The 19217-nt window shown below is 71.0% G+C and carries 12 protein-coding genes, 1 other RNA gene and 1 pseudogene; 12 read left to right on the top strand and 2 right to left on the bottom strand.

Going from position 1 to position 19217, the window contains the following annotated elements; all coding sequences use genetic code 11:
* Positions 1-284: 284 nt before the first annotated feature.
* The 3 genes from MOV08_RS28965 (at position 285) to MOV08_RS28955 (ending at position 5265) form a co-directional block, all read left to right on the top strand.
* Positions 285-1289: a hypothetical protein gene (locus MOV08_RS28965; protein WP_275309458.1), complete on the top strand. Its 1005-nt coding sequence runs from the start codon at positions 285-287 to the stop codon at positions 1287-1289.
* The gene (locus MOV08_RS28960) at positions 1286-4147 is read left to right on the top strand and encodes a stealth conserved region 3 domain-containing protein (RefSeq protein ID WP_275309457.1); all 2862 of its coding nucleotides are present in this window, start codon (positions 1286-1288) and stop codon (positions 4145-4147) included. The genes MOV08_RS28965 and MOV08_RS28960 overlap by 4 nt, the downstream gene beginning before the upstream one ends.
* Before the next feature lie 68 nt (positions 4148-4215).
* Positions 4216-5265 carry an LCP family protein gene (locus tag MOV08_RS28955; RefSeq protein ID WP_275309456.1) on the top strand — a complete coding sequence of 350 codons (1050 nt, stop codon included), beginning with the start codon at positions 4216-4218 and terminating at the stop codon, positions 5263-5265.
* 281 nt (positions 5266-5546) lie between these two features.
* Here the strand turns inward: MOV08_RS28955 and MOV08_RS28950 are convergent, their stop codons facing one another.
* Positions 5547-6665 (bottom strand): PLL family lectin, encoded by a 1119-nt coding sequence (locus tag MOV08_RS28950; RefSeq protein WP_338057211.1) that lies wholly within the window; start codon positions 6663-6665, stop codon positions 5547-5549.
* Positions 6666-7180: 515 nt separating this feature from the next.
* Here MOV08_RS28950 and MOV08_RS28945 point away from each other — a divergent pair.
* The 9 genes and pseudogenes from MOV08_RS28945 to MOV08_RS28905 all read left to right on the top strand — a co-directional run bounded on the left by MOV08_RS28945 (position 7181) and on the right by MOV08_RS28905 (position 18585).
* Positions 7181-8185 (top strand): FG-GAP repeat domain-containing protein, encoded by a 1005-nt coding sequence (locus tag MOV08_RS28945; protein WP_275309454.1) that lies wholly within the window; start codon positions 7181-7183, stop codon positions 8183-8185.
* Between the two features lie 932 nt (positions 8186-9117).
* On the top strand, positions 9118-10707 hold the full coding sequence (locus MOV08_RS28940) for an AbfB domain-containing protein (protein WP_052286931.1): 1590 nt from the start codon (positions 9118-9120) through the stop codon (positions 10705-10707).
* 80 nt (positions 10708-10787) lie between these two features.
* Positions 10788-11345 carry an RICIN domain-containing protein gene (locus MOV08_RS28935; RefSeq protein WP_039637047.1) on the top strand — a complete coding sequence of 186 codons (558 nt, stop codon included), beginning with the start codon at positions 10788-10790 and terminating at the stop codon, positions 11343-11345.
* Between the two features lie 116 nt (positions 11346-11461).
* Positions 11462-12142, top strand: coding sequence for an RICIN domain-containing protein (locus MOV08_RS28930; RefSeq protein ID WP_275309453.1), 681 nt, complete (start codon positions 11462-11464; stop codon positions 12140-12142).
* Positions 12143-12186: 44 nt separating this feature from the next.
* Entirely contained in the window at positions 12187-13290 is a 1104-nt protein-coding gene (locus tag MOV08_RS28925) for a hypothetical protein (protein ID WP_275309452.1), read from the top strand.
* Between the two features lie 194 nt (positions 13291-13484).
* On the top strand, positions 13485-17471 hold the full coding sequence (locus MOV08_RS28920) for a hypothetical protein (RefSeq protein WP_275309451.1): 3987 nt from the start codon (positions 13485-13487) through the stop codon (positions 17469-17471).
* A gap of 282 nt (positions 17472-17753) precedes the next feature.
* On the top strand, positions 17754-17882 hold the full coding sequence (locus MOV08_RS28915) for a hypothetical protein (RefSeq protein ID WP_275309450.1): 129 nt from the start codon (positions 17754-17756) through the stop codon (positions 17880-17882).
* A gap of 21 nt (positions 17883-17903) precedes the next feature.
* Positions 17904-18192: pseudogene (locus MOV08_RS28910) on the top strand (RHS repeat-associated core domain-containing protein); the annotation flags it as partial.
* A gap of 45 nt (positions 18193-18237) precedes the next feature.
* Positions 18238-18585, top strand: coding sequence for a hypothetical protein (locus MOV08_RS28905; protein ID WP_275312062.1), 348 nt, complete (start codon positions 18238-18240; stop codon positions 18583-18585).
* Between the two features lie 205 nt (positions 18586-18790).
* Here MOV08_RS28905 and rnpB read toward each other — a convergent pair.
* An RNA gene (gene rnpB / locus MOV08_RS28900) (RNase P RNA component class A) lies at positions 18791-19191 on the bottom strand.
* Positions 19192-19217 lie beyond the last annotated feature (26 nt).

Raw genomic sequence — 19217 nt, 5'->3', positions numbered from 1 at the left:
CGTCCGATTTGCCGGTATTGAGAATTAGGCGCCAATAAGGGCCTTGTTAGGGTTTCACGAGTTTACGTAGAACAGACGACTTCTTGACCGATGGATGACGTGTTGGACGCATTAGAGGCATTGATCGACGACTGATCGCTCGTTCGCCGTCCACCCCGCTCCACGCCGGCGCGGCCCCGCGCCGCGCCCCTTGCCATGGCGGTGTCGCCGTCGCCGCGCGCCGCCGAGACGCCGGTTCCGCCCGACCGTTCATCCGCCCCCACACCCACGACGAATACGGCCCATTGAGTTCCAAGTCCCGTGCCACGGCTGCCGTCAAGCACCTCAGGAAGCCGTCGGCGCTGCCGCGCGCGGCCCGGCGCAAGTTGATCGCCGCGCTCGCACCGGCCCGCGCCCGGCTGATCGCCAAGGTGTGCTACCCGGTGCGCTCCCGCTGGTCCGCCACGGTGCGGTACGCGGCCGTGCTCGACGGCCACACGCTCAGCCTGCACGCCGTCCTGCCGCCCGGCGTGCGCGAGGGCGTCGAGGGCCGTGCGGCCCAACTGACGGTGTCCCGGAGGGGGAAGCGCCACCGGGTTCCGGTCCGGGTCTACCGCGACCGCGACAGCCGCCTGGTCATGGACGCCACGGTGCTGCTGGGCTCCGACCTCGACGGCGTGCCGGTGCGGCCGGGGCGCTGGCGGCTCACGCTCGTCCTGCGCGGACCGCGCGGGCGCAAGCGCATCCCCCTCGCGCTCGCCGTGCCGGCGACCCCGTACGGCGGCCCCACCCGGCCCATGACGACCTGTCCGCGGACGGGCATGCGGCACCGCGCGGGCCGCACCGTCACCGGGCGCCTGCGGCTGGTGTGCGCGACGCCCGCCGCACAGGCCGAGGTCGCCCGTACCGAGTTGCGCTACACCGGTGCGGACGTGGAGTTCCGGGTCTTGGGCACCCGACGGTCGCGCTGGGAGGTGGAGTTCGCCTCGGGCGGTCGGAGCCTGACGCGGCGCGCCGCGCACCTCGGGGACGGCGTCCTGCGCGTCAGCCTGCCGGTCGAGGAGATGTTCCCGCGGCGGCCCAAGGAGCACTGGACGCTCTACGCCCGTCCCCTCAAGGGCGGGCCGCGCGTCGCGCTCGGCCGCCGCCTGCACGACGTCCGCAACCCGCTGCGGGTCTTCGCCATCCGGCACATCGTGATGGCGGTCGGCGAGGGCCGGATCATGCGCGTACAGCCGCGCTACACGAACGCGGGCACGCTGCGCTTCACCTGTGAGCAGATGCCCGAGATGCACGAGGTACGACGGTGAAGATCACCTTTCTTCTGACATCGGCGGACGCCATCGGCGGCACCGAGCGAGCCATCCTCAACCAGGCGGGCGCGCTGGCCGGCCGGCACGACGTGCGCGTGCTGAGCGTCTTCAAGACCTCCGCCGAGCGGTTCTTCGACGCCGACCCGCGCGTGCGCATCGAGCACCTCGTCGACACCAGCGGCGCCACCCCGCGGGTGCTGCGGCCCACGCAGCTGTCCGCGGAGGCGTGCGCCGCGCTGGCCGCCCAGCCGAGCCAGCTCGTCGACCACAGTTGGGAGGCCGCCTTCAACCGGCTCACCGACTTCGAGCTCCAGCACGCGCTGCGCCACACCGACACCGACATCCTGGTCTCCACCACCCCGGCGCTGATGGCCCTGGCCGTCCAGCTCGCGCCGCCCCACGTGGTCACCGTCCACCAGGAGCACCGCGTCTCCGAACTGCGCGGCAACTCCGGCGAACCGCTGATGCGGTTCTCCTCCCAGCTCGATGCGCTGGTGCTGCTCACCCACCGCACCAAGGACTGGTTCGTCGAGGTGCTGGGCCAGTGGGCACCGCGGCTGGACGTCATCCCCAATGCGCTGCCCTCCGGCTACCGCCCACAGTCCAGCCGCGAGTCGCGCACCGTCGTGCTCGCCGGCCGGCTCGTCGCCGAGAAGCAGATCGACCACGCGCTCCAGGCGTGGGCCGTCGTCGCGCGACAGCAGCCGCTCTGGACCCTGCGGATCTTCGGCGACGGCCCCTGCAGCGGGCTGCTGCGCCGTCAGATCGACCAGCTCGGGCTGCACGACTGCGTCCAGCTCAACGGCAACTCCCCCCACCTGGCGGAGGAGTGGGCCAAGGCCGGCATCGCCCTGCTGACCTCCCGCAACGAGGCGTACCCGCTGGTGCTCGGCGAGGCACAGGCCGCCGGCGTGCCCGTGGTGTCCTATGACTGCCCCAACGGTCCGCGGGAGATCATCGCCGACGGCGAGACCGGCCTGCTGGTGCCGCCGGGCGACATCGAGGGGCTGGCCTCTGCGCTGCTGCGGCTGATCGAGGACGCACCGCTGCGGCACACGATGGGCCGGGCCGCCGCCGGCCACGTCCACCGGATCTCCGAAGCGGCCGTCACGGAGCGCTGGGAGGCGCTCTTCCGCGAACTGCTGGCCGCGCGCCGCGGGCCGGGTGCCGCGACCAAGACCGACCGCCAGGCGCTCCAAGCGGCGACGGCCGGGGCCGGCGGGATGCCGCAGACCGCGCCGGTCACCCCCACCGGCGTCGCACCGCGCGAACAGCGGGCGCACCAGGAGCGGGTGGCCCGACGTCACCCGGAACTGGTCCGCAGCGGTGGGCAGTTGGCGAAACTGACCGAGACCGCGACGCCCTTCGACGTCATGCAGGCCAACCTCGACCTGGTCGTGGGCGCCCTGGAATCCGCGGGCGTCCCGCACCTGCTCGTACGGGACAACGCACTGCGCCACACCGTGGCGGTGCACGCATCCCAGCGCGAGGCGGTGCTCGCCGCGCTCGCCGCGCACCACCGCGACGCCGCGGTCTACGTGGCGGCGCTCAACGCCCGACAGGCCGTGCAGAGCACCGCCCTGGCGAACCTGGCCGAGCGGGCCGTCGGCCCCCAGCACCCGCTGGTGCGCGTCTACCAGCCCGTCACCACGCCCTCCCAGACCCTGCGCTACGGGACGGTCTACGGCTGCGACATCGCCTTCTGGGAGGACGACCCGGAGGACCCCGCGGTCTTCCGCTCCCCGACCCGCACCCGGATCGGGGACACCGTGCCGCGCGACGCCCTGGTGCGGGCCCGGACCACGGTGGCGGGCCGCAGCTACGGCACCATCGAGCCCTACACCCGCACCCTCACCGACGACGTCGGCTTTCCCGTCGACGCGGTCTACACATGGGTGGACGGCAACGACCCCGCGTGGCTGGCGCGCAAGAACGCGGCGCTGACCGCGCGCGGGCTGGCCCCGGCGGTGGCCGCCACGGACTCCGCGCGCTTCCGCGACCGCGACGAACTGCGCTATTCGCTGCGCTCCCTCGACATGTTCGCGCCGTGGATCCGCACCATCTACATTGTGACGGACCGTCAGGTACCGACCTGGCTCGACCTCACCCACCCGCGGGTGCGCATCGTGGACCACAGCGAGATCTTCGGCGAGGACGGCGCGCTGCCGACGTTCAACTCGCACGCGATCGAGAGCCAACTGCACCGCATCCCGGGCCTGTCGGAACACTTCCTCTACTTCAACGACGACGTGTTCCTGGGCCGACCGCTCCAGCCCCACCTGTTCTTCCACGGCAACGGGGTCGCCAAGCACTTCCTGTCGCCCACACCCGTCCCCATGACCCCGGTCTCCGCCGAGGACGACTTCAACATCAGCGCGGCCAAGAACAACCGCGCCCTGCTGGAGCAGGTCTTCGGACGCACCCTCACCCACGCCTTCCTGCATACGCCGCACCCCTTGCGGCGCAGCGTCCTGGCCGACGTGGCGGCGTACTACCCCCAGGCGTGGGCACGGACCGCGGCGAACCAGCTGCGCAGCCACACCGACATCTCCATCGCCTCCTCGCTGCACCACTACCTCGGCTACCACACCGGGCGCAGCGTGCCCGGCGGCATCAACTGCGGCTTCGTCAACGTCGGTCTGCGCGAGCACCACACCCGCCTCAACCGGCTGCTCATCAGCCGCCCGCACGACGTGTTCTGCCTGAACGACTACCACGACGGGGACGTCCCCGCCGACGAACAGAGCGCCATCCTGGCGGCGTTCCTGCCCAGCTACTTCCCCGTCGCGAGCCAATTCGAGCGGGGCAGCGCCCGCAACTCCCGCCTCGGCAACGCGTACCGGCGCGCCGCCTGAGGAGCCGCCGGCCCTCGTGAGCCCGGGACACCAGCCACCTCGTCGCACCCCCTAAGGACACCGACCGCATGACCAAACAGACCCGCCGCAAGCCGCGCACCCGCGGCGCGCGCATACGCCGGGCCCTGGGCTGGACCGTGCTGGCCCTCGTGGTCGCCGGCGGCGGCCTGGGCTACTGGGCGTACACCCACCTGGCCGACAACCTCAGCACCGTCGACATCAACCAGGCCCTGGGCAAGGACCGCCCCAAGGACGTGGACGACGGTGCGCGCAACATCCTGATCCTCGGATCGGACTCCCGCTCGGGCGCCAACAAGGACCTGGCGGGCGGCGACACGGGCGGCACGGCCCGCTCGGACACCGCGATGGTCGTCCACCTCCCGCAGGGCCGGAAGCGGGCGACCGCGGTGAGCATCCCGCGCGACACCCTCGTGAGCCGCCCCGCGTGCACCACGGCGAGCGGCTCCGCCCTGCCCGCCGCGGACCGCGTGATGTTCAACTCGGTCTACACCAGCGGCGGTCCGGCCTGCGTGGTCAAGACCGTCGAGTCGATGTCCGGCGTGCGCATGGACCACTACGTCGAGCTGGACTTCACGGGCTTCAAGGGCCTGGTGGACGCCCTGGGCGGAGTACCCGTCACCCTCGACCGCCCGATCCACGACAAGGAGAGCGGCCTGGACCTCTCGGCCGGTACGCACCGGCTGGACGGCACCGGCGCGCTGGCCTTCGTCCGCACCCGGCACGGCATCGGGGACGGCAGCGACCTGGGGCGCATCGGCCTCCAGCAGAAGTTCATCCTCGCGCTGCTGTCCGAGCTGAAACGCCAGAACGTGCTCGGCAACCCCGCCAAGCTCTACAAGACCGCCGACGCCGCGACCAAGGCGCTCACCACGGACTCCGAGCTGGGCTCGCTCCCCAAGCTCGCCGACTTCGCCAGATCCCTCAACGGCCTGGACACCTCGACGATGGAGACCGTGATGCTCCCGGTCGACTACGACACCACCGACCCGAACCGCGTGGTCGCCGCCCAGCCCCAGGCACGCGACCTGTGGGACGCCCTGCGCGAGGACCGCCCCGTCCCCGCCGGCTCCAAGAGGTCACCGGCGCACGGGGGTTAGGGCGCTTCTGACGGATCTCCGTGGAAGAAGGAGCGGCGCCTGGTGCGTGCGATCGCAAGGCGCCGGGATGTCTTCATAGCGGAGCTATGGGGACATCCCGGCAACGCCGCATGGGGGTCCCCCCGCGCCCTTAAGGCGTGGGGGAGGGCGTGCCAGGCGCCGCGACGCCGCGGAGATCCGTCAGAAGCGCCCTAGGGTCCGTCCGGCCCTGCCCCATCTGACCGCCCCCGGACCCAGGTGTGGAAACGGGGGCGGCGGCCGGTCCGGGAGAAGGCAACGGCCTACGCCCGCCGCCACGCCTCCAACGCCAGGCCCCGTTCCGGACGTTGCCGGGTCACCCGGAGGGTGCCGTCCGTGCCGAGGGCCGCGAGCACCAGGCGGCCGAACGCGTCCGCCGCCAGGGCGGGGTGGCCCACGCACCCCTCGCCCGTCGCCGTCCACCACACGCCTCCCGCCTCGGCGCCGGTCACCCAGGCGCCCAGCGTCGGGCGGCCGTCCGCGCCACGGTGGGCCAGGACCGTGCAGTCGTGGCCGTCGACCTCGGCGCGGACCACGGAGAGCGGCCCGCCGCCGGGCGTGCCGCCGAGCGCGAACGTCCCCTCCCCCGGGCGATGGGCGACGAGCCCCCCGCGCTCGGCATCGCTCCAGTAGTACGTGAGCCGGTCCGGGCCGGTCTCCAGGGCGACCGCGGAGCCATCGTGCGGCACGGCCGGGACGTCCTCGGCCCGCGCGAACGCGCCGCGCGGCGTGGGCTGACACCAGCGCAGCACCGAGGTCTCGGCCGGCGCCAGCAGCTCGACCCGTCCCGCGCCCGTGGCGACCGCGGCCATCACGCCCAGCACCCGCCAGCCGCGGATGTCCTCCCACTGCGCCCACTCACCCGCGGCACCCTGCCGCAGCGCGAACACGCCTCCCCCGGCGTTGCGGACGAACACGTGCAGCGCCCCGTCGGCGCCCACGGCGGCCGTGGGGACGCCGAGTCGCGCGGCGAGCTCCGGCTCTTCGTGCGGGTTGTCCACGCGACGCCAGGCGACGAGGGGGCGCCCGGACTGGAACTGGGTGGCATGCGCGAGGTCCACCTCCGCGCCGCCCTCGGGACCCGGCCGGCTGCACCGCGCCACCAAGTGTGCGTAGCCGTCGCCCCCTTGGGCGACGGCGAGGTTGTCCGCACCAGGGAGGGGGAAGACGTCCGGACCGCTCCATTCGGGGCCGCCGGGACGGGTCTCGGTCCAGCGGAGCACGGCGCCGGGGGCCAGGGCGTAGGCGGTGAGCCGGCCGTCCTTGCCCCGCAGCAGCCAGCGCCCGGCGGCAGGCCGAGCCGCGGCGAGGGACGGGGCGGCCGGGCGCGGGACGCGAGCGGCCCCGTGGGCGGCGCGCCGCGGGGCGCCGGACGGGGGCACCCGCCTCCGACCGGACCTGCGCGCGGACCGCAACCCCATCGCTCGCCGCCAACCTTCCGTACTTCCGCGCCCCGGAGGAAGCACCGGCCACCGCGATACGAACGACACGAACGTCCGCCTGATCCGCCGAACACGCCCCAGGCACGCCAACGTTCCCTGTAGGCCGCAGACAATACCATTTTGCCCAGTAAGGGGCATTGGGGGCGGATCCCCTCCAGGAACAGAGCGGCCCACCGCCAGACGGCGACGCCCCGCCCCCCGAGAAGCGCGACCCCTCCCCGAAATCCCCGACCATATGACAACGCCCGGCCCTTGCAAGGAAGTTGATGGCCTTTCATGGCACGCACGGCGCCAACCGCCCGACGAGACTCCAGGGCGTTTCACCAAAGCGACGCCAGCGGGGCGAGCCTCAGCAGACCGGTAGCTCAGTTGACATGTGGATTCCTTGCGTAAAGATTGAGTTAATAATATGTCATCACGCCTTATCAGGCATGAAGAAACTAATGTCCAAGTAAGTGGAGAAGTACGTGGGTTTCCGTCTCGGCCGTAAGCGTGGCCGCGCACTCACCCAGATCGCCACCGCGGCGCTCACAGCAACCCTGCTGGGCGCGACCGGGGGGACCGCAGTCGCCGACAGCCCCGCGCCCGTTCCGGCGCCCTTGCAGAACATCCAGCCCCAGACGCTCAAACTGACCGTGCCCTGGGCCGCCAAGGGCACGACCCCGGACGCCCCCGAGAGTCGCACGGCGACGCCCATGCTCTCCGCTCCGGACACGGCGAGCTCCCCGTCCTTCCACTTCTCGGGCGTGGCCCGCAACGGCGACCTCTACCAGCAGATGCCGAACCGCAACGGATTCGCACCGCGCACTCGCGTGGCGCCCGGCTGGGACATCTTCAAGGCCGCACAGAACGTCGACCGGGACAAGGACGGTTTCGCCGACGGGCTCTACACCTGGGACACCGACGGCAACCTGCGCTTCACGTCCCCGAAGAACGAGTTCGAGACCGAGACCAGCCTCATCGGCGGGGGCTGGAACATCTACGACAAGGTCCTCTCGCCCGGCGACCTCGGCGGCGGCACGGAGCCCGACATCATGGCCATCGACAAGGCGGGCGTCATGCACGTCTACCTCGCCTACTCCGACGGCCGACTGACCGCGCGCGCCACGATCGGCGGCGGCTGGGACCAGTACACCCTGATAGCCGGCCAGGGCGACCTCACCGGCGACGGCAAGGCCGACATCGTCGCTCGCGACAAGTCGGGCGTCCTGTGGCTCTACAAGGGCACCGGAAACCGGCAGGCCCCCTTCGAGCCGCGCGAGAAGATCGGCGGCGGCTGGAACATGTACGACCACCTGCTCTCCACCGGCGACGTGGACGGCGACGGCAACGCCGACCTGCTGGCCCGCACCCCCAGCGGCGACCTGATGCTGTACAAGGGCAACGGCACTGCCGCGGGTGCGTACGACAAGCCCGTCAAGATCGGCTGGAACTACGACACCTACCGGCTGATGTTCTGACGCCGCACCACGCCCTCGCCGCGGACGCAGGGGTCGCGCTCCCTTCGAGGAACGCCACCCCCTCGTCCACCCGCCCCGGAGTGCCCCTTGTCCGCGACCCCGGCGCACCCGAGCCGCCCGCGAGCCCGGGTCGAGTCGTCAGCGGATCCGCGACGACAGTCATCTCGGAACGCCAAGAAATGGTAAGCCTCTCCCCGTGAGGGGCGTCGCTATGCAGTTACATGGGCGACATGTCACCCCATTCTGATCAAGATTTGATAAAGAGTGGAACTTTTTATGACTGGGTGTCAGTTCACTCCAGACCCTGTGATTACGGGCCAGTAGGGCACTTTCGGGGCATGAGCGGCCCTTTCGCGTCAACGCGGGGGCATTGATTCTCTTGGTCGAGACCTGGTACTTACTTAACCAGACATTTACGGATACTGCCCGCCGTCAACGGGCGTCGCTCAGCGGGGGGTTCGACCAGTCATGACCATGGAGGCCGCTCCGGTACCCCCCGCCCCGGGCACAGTCCAGGAGCGATCAGGCCGGTCCAGCCCCGTGTCCCGCTTCCGTGGGGGCGAGGAGTAACGGGCAAGAGAAACACCACCGGTCACCGACACGTTGGTCTACCCGTTTCACGAGCGATCCGACGCGCCGGCAAAGGCACCACAGGGGCTGAACGGCACGCCCCGGAAGGCAGACCGTCCCCGCGGGGACGGTCCTGGGCTCCGTGACCAGACCCGGGACCCCGGGCCGGCTTCGGTATTCCCGACCTCGCCGCACACCCGGGTCCGCAAAGGACCTTGAGCGGGACGAGCGGGAAAAGACCGCCGCTCCCTCCCCTCTGTCCGTCGACCGACGGCAATCAAAATCTCCGAGTTGCGTTTCTCCGTCTGCCCGCACACTCCGGGCCGCGCCCACGAGACGCTGGAAGGGTTACTGAACACAGAATGGACAAGAGCCGTACCAACAACGCGGGAATGCGGAGGGCCGTCAAGCGGGGGATCGTGACCGCCACCGCGCTCGCGGCGGTCACCGGCGTGGCCGCACCGGTTTCCTTCGCCGCACCGACGGACTCCGTGGCCAGGGCAGCGGACATCGGGACCAACGACAAGCAGCGGGTGGACGCCGCGGCCGTGGTCCGCCTCGACCCGAGCCCCGACGTGATGCTCCTGAGCGACGGCGACTTCATCCACGCGCTGTGGCAGAAGGCCAGGGACGCCGGCGAATCCCTGCAAGCGGTGCGTACGGCCGCCGAAGAGGTCATGATGGTCGGCACCTCGGCCGAGGACCAGGTCCGGTTCATCACCACCGGCATCCACGAGGCGTACGAGGTCGACAAGCAGCGGGAGAAGGACCACGCCGCTGCGGACCGTGCGGCGCGGACCGCCAAGCAGCAGGTCCTGATCAAGATCGGCATATCGGTCACCCCGGAACTGCTGGGGCTCAGTGACGACAACTTCATCCGTGCCGTCATGAAGGACGCGGCCTCCGGACCGGAGGTCCGGGACGCGGCTGCCCGCGCGTTGGCCGGTGACGCCGCCTCCTGGCAGGAGTTCATCGCCACCGGTGCGGGTGAGGCCCGCGACCGGGACGTGGCCAACGAGCTCAAGGAGAAGGCGGAGAAGGAGGCGCAGGAACTCAAGCGCCGCGAGGAACTCAAGGACCGCAAGGGCACCGCGACGCTGTTCGAGACGCGCTTCGACCTCTCGTTCCCCGATTCCGTCTACGAGCTCAGCGACGACAACTTCATCCGCGAACTGCTGCGCCGCACCCCCGCCGACGGCCAGCACACCGAGCTCTACGCCGCGGCCCAGCGGGCCGTGCTCAGCTCCAACCCGGCGGACTGGAAGGCGTTCCTGCACGCCGGCGCCATGCAGGCCAACAACCTCGACGCCGAGAAGCTCCGCAAGAAGCGGGCCGACGCGGACCGCAGGCTGGCGCTCCAGATCCAGACCCGCGCCGAGAAGACCGGGGTCCACCCCCATCTGGTCGCCGCGGCGAAGAAGGCGCTGGCCGGCAGCGACCAGGACGTCGCGCGGTTCCTCATGGAGGGCCAGCACCGCGCCCTGCGGCAGTCCTTCCAGGCAAGCGGTGCCCAACTCGCCGGCTGGTACATCCGCCAGTCCGACGCCGACAAGGGAGAGGCATTCCTCGCGCCCGTCAACGGCAAGGACAAGCAGACCGCCCGCGAGGACGCCACCTGGATCATCATGCCCGCCCTCACCGGCCAGTCCGGTTGCTACTCCTTCGAGTCGGCCCGCAAGCCCGGCTACTACCTGGCGCAGAAGGACCGCCGGGTCCAGCTGGGCGCCGACGACAAGAGCGGGGCATTCCGCAAGGACGCCACCTGGTGCGCCCGCAAGGGCCTGACCGGCTCCGGCACGTCTTTTGAGTCGGCGAACCAGCAGGGGCGCTGGCTGCGGCAGTTCCAGGGCGACCTCTACGCGGCCGACAAGGGCGGCAAGCAGCGCTACGAGGCCGAGAAGGACTTCGCCCAGGACGCCACCTGGAAGATCTCCACGCCGCTCGCGCGCTGACGCTCCCCCCGGCGCACCCACGCCTCTCCTGACCGAGCAAGTCCTCACGAAGCACGAAGCAAGAAGGACGGAACACCCCCATGTCCCGGATCACCCGAGTCGCGCTGGCCATCGGCGCCGGCGTCGCCGCGCTGGCCGGCAGCGTCACCACGGCACACGCGGACGGGGCCGAGCCCCGCGCCGCCGCCACCGTTTCGCCGACCGTCGTCCAGCTCCAGGCGGCCCACAGCGGCCAGTGCCTGGCCATCGCCGACGGCAGCTTCCGCAACGGCGCCAACGCGGTGCAGTCGAAGTGCGCCGACGGGGCGGACGGTCAGCTCTTCGAGCTGGTCTCCACCGGTTCGGCGACCTTCGAGGTGCGGGCCAAGCACAGCGGCAAGTGCCTTGAGGTGGAGAACAGCGGCACCCAGGCCGGCGCCAACGTCCAGCAGTGGTGGTGCACCGGCAACAACCAGATGCGCTGGCGCCTGGTGATGGTCGACGTCGCCAAGGAGCTCTACGAGCTGCGGCCCATGCACACGGACCTGCGCTGCCTGGACATCAAGAGCGCCAGCCTCAAGGAAGGCGCCAACGCGCAGAGCTGGTACTGCAACGGCACCGACGCGCAGCGCTGGCAGCTCAAGCCGGCCAAGGTCTGACCCCGCCCGCGTCCGCCGAGCCGGTCGCCGCCGCTGACCGGCTCGGCGCCGCCGGGCCCCACCCCGCGCCCCACCCCGTCGGGCTCCCCACCCATCGAGAAGAAACGGACTTCCAGATGTCTCGGACCATCCGAGCCGCCCTGGCCATCGCCTGCAGCGTCGCCGCACTGACCGTCGGCGCGACCACCGCCCACGCGAGCGGGGACGACGCCGCCAGGGCCACCGCCAAGGACGCCCGCGAGGCGGCGGCCAAGGCCGCCGGCAAGGGCTCCGCCGAGGACGCCGCCAACAAGGCCGCCGAGGCCGCCCGCGAGGCCGCAAACCGGGCCCGGACCGCCAGTGACGCCGCCTCGGACAAGGGCGACACCGTCCGGCTCCAGGTCGCGAGCAGCGGCAAGTGCCTCGGCATCGACTCCGCCAGCAAGGACAACGGCGCGGCCGCACTCCAGTGGACGTGCAACGAGGGCAAGGCGCAGCAGTGGCGCGCCATCCCCACCGTCGACTCGTCCTTCGTGCTGCGCAACGAGCACAGCGACAAGTGCCTCGAAGTGGAGAACAGCGGCACCCAGGCCGGTGCCCGTGTCCAGCAGTGGGGCTGCACCGGCGGCGGCGCCCAGCTGCGCTGGCGGATGGTCCTCGTCGACCCCGTCAACAAGCTCTACCAGCTGCGTCCCATGCACACCCCGGATCGCTGCGTGGACATCGACCACGGCAAGAAGGACGACGGCGTCAAGGCTCAGCAGTGGTACTGCAACCAGACCGACGCGCAGCTGTGGCGGATCCTGCCGGTCGCGTGACCTTGATCAGTGCAGTGGAACCTTCCGATCCTGAGAGGTCAACAGTGAGCCGTAAGTTGTGGGTCGCCCAGGCAGTGGTGGCGGGCCTGCTGGCCGGTGGGGCCGCCGTGGCGACCGTGACCCCCGCCTGGGCCGACGCCCCGGCGCCCGCCGTCGTCCAGGCCGACCGGTCGGCGGACCAGTCCGTCTCCGCCAAGGCCGCGGCGGCCGAGGAGGCGCGCGACTACGTCCATCGGCTGGCGATGTCGCGGCTGCCCGCCGAGATCCGTACCTCGGCGTGGAACGCGCTGCGCAACTCCCGTGGGGACGAGGCGATCGCGGAGTGGCTGGCGCCCGGCGGCGGCTACGACTACGCCAAGCAGCGGCTGCGGGACACCCGGGTCCGGAACAAGGCGTTCTGCGAACGGGTCGTCCAGACCCACACCGCCGAGTTCGCCCCCGCTGCCCGCGCCGCGGCCGCCCGTGCGTTGAAGGGCACCGACGCGGACCGGGCGGCGTTCGTGCGGACCGGGTACGCCGAGGCGCAGCAGCGCGACCGGGCGACCCGCGCGGCGGACGAGGCGCACCGGCGGGAAGTCGCCGCCGGGGACGTTGAGTTCGTCCGTTCGGTGGCCGAGGGCGACCCGGGCGAGCAGGTACGGGTGGCGGCCCAGTGGGCGCTGCGGCCCGGTGCGACCGACGCGGACATCGCGGAGTTCTTCGGCTACGGCTGGGTGACCGGCGCAAGCCTGGACCTGGAGGGTTACCGGCTGCGGACCGCGGACGCGGAACGGGTGCGGCACGCCACCCTGTCCCGTCTGATCAAGCAGGCGGAGGCGGCCGAGGCCGCGGTGAACGACGCGGTCGACGCGGCGAAGGCCAGGGCCGAGGCCGAGCGTGCCTGGCAGGCGGTCGCCGAGCACGCGGGCGCCGCGCAGCGGGCATGGCTGGCCGAGCAGGCCGCGGCCAAGGCCCAGGCGGAGAACTGGCAGCGCGTGGCCCGGCTCGCCCGGGAAGCCGCGGACGGGATCTGGCGCGGCATCGCCGACCCGGCCGAGGCCACCGGGGACACCTGGGCCGAGGAAGGGGCGCAGGCGGTCGAGACCGCCCGTTTCTGGCGGGACATGTACGACCGCGCCCAGGCCGCCGAGAGCCGCGTCAAGGGCTGATCCTCCCAGTCGTTCAGCCGGCGCGCGGCCCAGCGCGCCGGCTGATGACCCCTGCCCTGCTCGTACGGAGAGGGCGGGGGTTTTTCTATATATCCAACTCATCCCAATTGGGGGTTCTTTCCGTGATGGGGAGATTCCGGCCGCGAGCCGGAAGACCACGCGGCGGCGGTCTCGCCGGGATAGCGCGCAAGACAGTGACCACCACGGTGGTTGTCGCGCTGCTGGGCGGCATGACGAGCCAGGCAACGGCTGCGACCACCGAGCGCATGCAGCGCGCCGGGGGCAGGGGCGACTTCACCCAGGCGATGGCGACGCTGGACCGGCTCACCGCCGCCCTGCCGAAGACGTCCGCCACACCGGCCGCCGCACCGCGCTCGGAGCTGGACCGGCTCAGCGCGGAGCGTGACCGTCAACTCGTCGAGGACTTCGCCGAGTTCGACGAGGAGGACGAGGTCCGCGAGGCCGCCAGGAAGGCCCTGGAGAGCAACGACCCGAACGCGATCCGGGAGTTCCTGGAGCACGGCGAGGCCGACGCCCGCCAGCGTGCCAAGGACAAGAAGAGCGGTGTCGACGCCGAGAACCGCAAGAAGATCGAGGCGATGCGCGGCACCGGCGGGCCGACCTTCAACGCCGAGGTCGAACGCGTGCTGGGGCCGAAGGCGACGGCCAAGGACCGCGAGGACTTCCTGGCCTTCGGCGCGGAGATCGCCCGCCAGAAGGACCAGAAGGACGAGAAGAACGCCAAGGAGCGCGCGGCCGAGCTCCGCAAGCGCGTGGAACTGCTGGCCAACGCCGGTGGCCCCGAGGTGAAGAAGGCCGCCCAGGCCGCACTGGACGCCGGCACCGACAAGGCGATCGAGGAGTTCCTGGAGAAGGGCTACCAGATCGCGGCGAAGAAGGACGCCGAGGACCGGGCCGCCCAGGAGAAGGCCCAGAAGGAGGCCCAGGAGGCCGCCGAGAAGCTGCGTGAGCTGGCAGAGAAGGCCAAGCGCGCGGCGGAGGCCCGTACCAAGCTGATCGGCTTCCACGGCGATGCCGTCAAGGCGCTCAAGGACGCGTCCAACGCGATGACGTCGGCGGCCCAGGCATCGCGCGAGGCCGACCGGATGCTCGCGGCGGACCGGGCCGGCAAGCGCCTGTCCTCCTACGACAGCGTCAAGACCGAGGTCGAGCGCCAGGTCGGGTACGCCGCCGAGGCGGCCCGGCGGGCCAAGACCGCCGCGGGCCAGGCCAAGGTGCAGGCCGACGTTCTGGTGGAGACCGGGCTGACCCACGGCACGCAGTGGTCCGAGGTCGCCTCGGGCATCGCGGCCGCGGCGGACGCGGCGGCCAAGGCGGCCCAGACCGCCCAGCACGCCGTCGATGCCACCGCCGCCGACGCCGCTGCGCTGGACGGCAAGAACGCCGCCGAAGCCCACGAGCAGCAGGCCAGGAAGTGGCGCGCCAACGCCGAGGAGCACGCCAAGGCAGCGGCCGAGCTGGCGGCGTCGGCCGACAAGCAGGCCAAGGTCGCGGCCAACGCCGCCGCCCGTGCCAAGCAGGCCCGTCTCGACGCCGAGAAGGCCGAGCGGGAAGCCTGGGAACACGCCAAGAAGACCCGGGAAGCCCGCGTCGAGGCCCAGCGCCAGGCGAAGATCGCCGCCGAGCAGCGCGCGATCGCCGAACGCGAGCGCAACCTGGCCGCCCAGGCACGAGCCCGCGCCGAACGCGAACGCGACAATGCAGCCGCGGCGCGGTCGCGTGCCGAGGCCGAGGCCCGTACGGCGGCCGCGGCACGCGCCGACGCCCAGGCGGCCGCGGCCACCGCGGCCTCGGCGCGGGCCAGCGCCGCCGAGCACGAGGGCATCGCGGCCAAGGCCGACGAGCGGGCCCGCGGCGAGGAGACCAACGCCCGCAAGGCCCGCGACGCCGCGTTCAAGGCCGAGCAGAACCACCAGGCCAAGGAGGCCCGGGCCAAGGCCACCGAGGCGATGGCCGCCTCGGGCCGCGGCACCGCAGCCGCCGGCGAGGCCAACGCCGCCGCACAGGCGGCACGCGCGGACGCCAACACCGCCGGTGCGGCGGCCGGTCAGGCCCGCAGCGCCGCGGACACCGCCAGCGGCGCGGCGGTACGCGCCCGTTCCGCGGCCACCGAGGCCGCGGGTGCGGCGGCCCGGGCCCGGGCCGCGGCGGCCGAGGCCGGCGCGCACGCCGCGCGCGCCAACGCCGCAGCCAACAAGGCCGAGGCCGCCGCCGCACGCGCCAACGCGGCCGCCAACAAGGCCGAAGCCGAGTACCAGGCCACCCACGCCGCGGCGTTGAAGGCCAACACCAAGGCAGCCGAGGCCACCGCCCAGGAAGCCCGCGCCGGCATCGCCGCCCACGAGGCGTCCCGCCTGGCCGGGCAGGCCGCCGTCGAGGCCAACCAGGCCCTCCAGGCAGCCAACCGCACCAAGGACGAAGCCGAGGGCGCGACCCGCGAAGCGGCCATGGCCAGGCTCCAGTCCACCATCGCCGTCCAGGCGTCCGGCGCCGCCCGGAACACCGCCGCCGGGATCGCCGATCCCGCCAACACCGCCATCGAGCTGACCGCCCCCTTCGCCGGCAAGGACGTCGACGCCGACTTCGCCGCCGAGGTCGCCAAAGCCGCGCAGGAGACCGGCGAGGAGCAGGTCACCGCTGCCGAGGCCAAGGCCGCCGAAGCGGTCAAGGCCGCCGAGGCCGCCGAGGCCGCCGCCAAGCGGGCAGGCGCCCAGGTCCTCCCGGCCTTCAAGGCCGCCGCCGATGCCGCCAGGTCCTCGGCCAACGCCGCACGTTCCGCGGCCGCGGCCATGAAGTCCGCGGCCGAAGCCGCCGCCGACGGCGCCAAGGCACGAGCCGCCGCGGCGTCCGCCAACCAGGCCGACGCCCAGGCCAAGGCCGACGCCAACCTCGCCCGCCAGGCCGCCAACCAGGCCGCCGCGGACGCGGCCGCCGCACGCAAGGCGGCCAACGAGGCCGAGGCCGAAGCCGCCCGGGCCCGCAACGCCGCCGCCGAGGCGGACCGGCACGCCGCCGCGGCCAACAGCGCCGCCAACCAGGCCGAACACGAGGCCAGCGTCGCCCAGGGCGCCGCGGCCAAGGCCCAGGAAGACGCCGACGCCGCCGGCAAACTCGCCGACTCCGCCGAAAACCACGCCAAGTCCGCAGAAGCCGCGGCCAAGAACGCCAACAAGTACGCCAAGGAAGCGGACGAGGCGGCAAAGAAGGCCGAGGAATACGAGCGCGAGCAGGAACGGAAGCGGCGGGCGGAGGCCGCGAAGCTGGACGGCAAGAACGGCGGCGCTCAGCTGGATGGGGCAGAGAAGCAGGACCTTGAAGACGAGGGCATCTCGCCTGAGGAGTACGAGAAGGCCCGCAAGGCGGCAGAAAAGTCGATCAAGGACTTCCTGCTCGAAAATGGCGGCAAGGTCCTTGAAGAGCTCCTCGGTCTCGACGACATCAAGAAGTGCTTCACCGAAGGAAATATCGAAAGCTGCTTCTGGACACTGATCGGCGCTCTACCGTGGGGCAAAGCCCTCCAGGTGGTCAAGAAGCTTCCAGACGTCTCCAAGGCCATCTATCGCGTTGCCACAGGCATCGGCAAATTCCTCGAAGAGTCCGCTGCGGCAAAGAAGGTGATCGGCAAGAGCCAGGAGTTCCTGGACAAGATCCGGAAGGGCGCTGGGGCCTGCGTATATAAGGCCAGCAGCTTCACGTCAAAAAAATCGGTACTCACGACCGGCAACATACGCCAGCCAGTCAAGGGCATCCACGCATACCATGCGCTGGCGGGCGGGACTCCGATTCTCGCCGCCAACATCACGACCTGCCCGGTCACGCCGAGCGGCTTCACCAACCTCGGAGGGGGGAGTTACCAGTCTCCCGGGGGGCTGGTATACGGCACCGGGTCCGCTCATGGGCACCGCCTGACGCACGTGATGGAGCACGCAAAGCCGGATCCCTCGAAGCCCGCGCACAGCGTTTTCAAGAACAACACACAGAGCGATATTCTCTCACTTCTCGATGAGGGATGGGCTAAGCGAGGCACGCCGGACCCCAATGATCCAGCCAAGTACATCGTGGATATGGGTAAGGTTGTCGGCACGGGAGGCGAGAAGAAACTCCGGATTGTCGTAGCCCCTGGAACGAACAAGATCATTACCGCCTTTCCGCAGGCATAAAGGAAGGAATTAGCATGACATGCTGTCCGAGATGCGGGCAGGGCTGGGTGGTGCTGTGCCGCCTGCCGGGGCAATCAGACACTTTCCGCGTATGCGAAGAATGCGACACGGTATGGACAGAGGGGGAACCGACCAATGAGCCTCCTTTCGTGATCCTCGAAGAATACATGGCCAAGTTCGGAATGCCGCCTCTCTGGTCCAATCTTGAGCGCCTAGAAGGTTAAGCTCAACTTCCTCAGAATGGCCCGCCAGATCACTGGCGGGCCATTCTTTTTTACAGAAATGACCGCCCGGACCGCCCCTTCCGGAGTACGTTACGAGTTCGCCCACGACACCAATCTCCAGCTCACCAAGGTCGCCAACCCACAGGGCCTGGAGCGGAGTTATGTGTACGCCCCGCCGGCCGCCTGATCCCCGAGACCGACTTCGAGCACCCCCACCGAGCTTGTGGACACGGCGGGAGAGAGTACCTGGCGGCCCCGTGCCACCATCTGGGGCACGACCACCTGGACCACCAACAGCACGGCTTACACCCCGCTGCGATTCCCCGGGCAGCACTTCCTACCCGGAAACGGGCCTGCACTACAACGTCCATCGCTACGACGACCCAGAGACGGCCCGCTACGCGAGTTGCGACCCGTTCGGTCTTTCCGCTGCCCTCAACCCGGTCGCCTACGTCGGCAATCCGCACTCGTGGGCAGACCCGCTCGGACCCGCCCCCAAGTGCAACCCGCGACCTCGGGACGGGTATTCGTCCGCCCCGTTCGTGAAGGACGACCCCTATTCACCCGAATCGTTCAAGAAACGCAGCGACGCCAATCCGGCATATCATGAAACGCCGCAGGATATTCATGACCTGGTGGGCAGAGTAGTCGTGGATCCCAACCATCCGCAGCGTGAAACCGGGCCGCGCCATGACCGGCGACTGGACTTCTACGAAGCCCCCGGGGCGTTCGAGGAAGCGCAGAACCCGACGAGCCGCGTCTGTGGCGGTGGGCCAGGGTCTCACTGTCGGATCAGTGGGACATCGCGGGCGCCGGTGCGGCCACCGGAATCCACCACGGAGCCGTCCAAGGCCGCCATCGAACGCTGGCTGACCGCCACTGCGGATTGACGCTCACCGGAAGGGGCATGCCTGCCAGGGTCTGCCTCACCGGACGGACCCCAGTACCCAACCAGTGACAACAAGTGCACAACCAGTGCGCAACCAGTGCACATCCGCGCGGGAACTTGCGGGAAGCCGCAGGTCAGGGAGGGAAGCGCGGCGGGACGCACAACGGCCCCGACCAGGGCGTTTGCCCTGGTCAGAGCGGTAATGGCGGACGAGTCGGCCTGTACGCCGGGTTCTGTCTCCGGGCGACCTTGCGGTCGGCCGGGAGGCGGCCATCCATCTAGGGCTGTCGTTGCCGGCAGCCTCGTGCGGTCTACCCGCGGACTCGGGCGGGCAGCCCTCGATCGTCCGCGCAGGGCCATCAGCCGATGGCCCCTCTTGACCTTGCTCCGGGTGGGGTTTACCTAGCTGCCCAGGTCACCCTGGGCACTGGTGGTCTCTTACACCACCGTTTCACCCTTACCCGGGCCGTGCGGCCCGGGCGGTTTGCTTTCTGTGGCACTGTCCCGCGGGTCACCCCGGGTGGGCGTTACCCACCACCCTGCCTTGTGGAGCCCGGACGTTCCTCGGGGGGATCGATGATCCCCACGCGGCCGCCCGGCCGGCTCGTCCGCCGTGCCGACCATGCTACCTGG

Origin of the sequence: Streptomyces yunnanensis (genome assembly GCF_029011865.1) — a bacterium.
Classification (GTDB): Bacteria; Actinomycetota; Actinomycetes; order Streptomycetales; family Streptomycetaceae; genus Streptomyces; species Streptomyces yunnanensis.
Note: the sequence above shows the minus strand (reverse complement) of the source record. Positions and strands in the feature narration are given on the sequence as shown.

What these genes read in the sequence shown, in the direction of transcription:
- MOV08_RS28955 (WP_275309456.1), top strand. Translation starts at nt 4,216, where the DNA reads ATGACCAAACAGACCCGCCGCAAGCCGCGCACCCGCGGCGCGCGCATA.
- MOV08_RS28940 (WP_052286931.1), top strand. Translation starts at nt 9,118, where the DNA reads ATGGACAAGAGCCGTACCAACAACGCGGGAATGCGGAGGGCCGTCAAG.
- MOV08_RS28935 (WP_039637047.1), top strand. Translation starts at nt 10,788, where the DNA reads ATGTCCCGGATCACCCGAGTCGCGCTGGCCATCGGCGCCGGCGTCGCC.
- MOV08_RS28930 (WP_275309453.1), top strand. Translation starts at nt 11,462, where the DNA reads ATGTCTCGGACCATCCGAGCCGCCCTGGCCATCGCCTGCAGCGTCGCC.
- MOV08_RS28915 (WP_275309450.1), top strand. Translation starts at nt 17,754, where the DNA reads ATGACCGCCCGGACCGCCCCTTCCGGAGTACGTTACGAGTTCGCCCAC.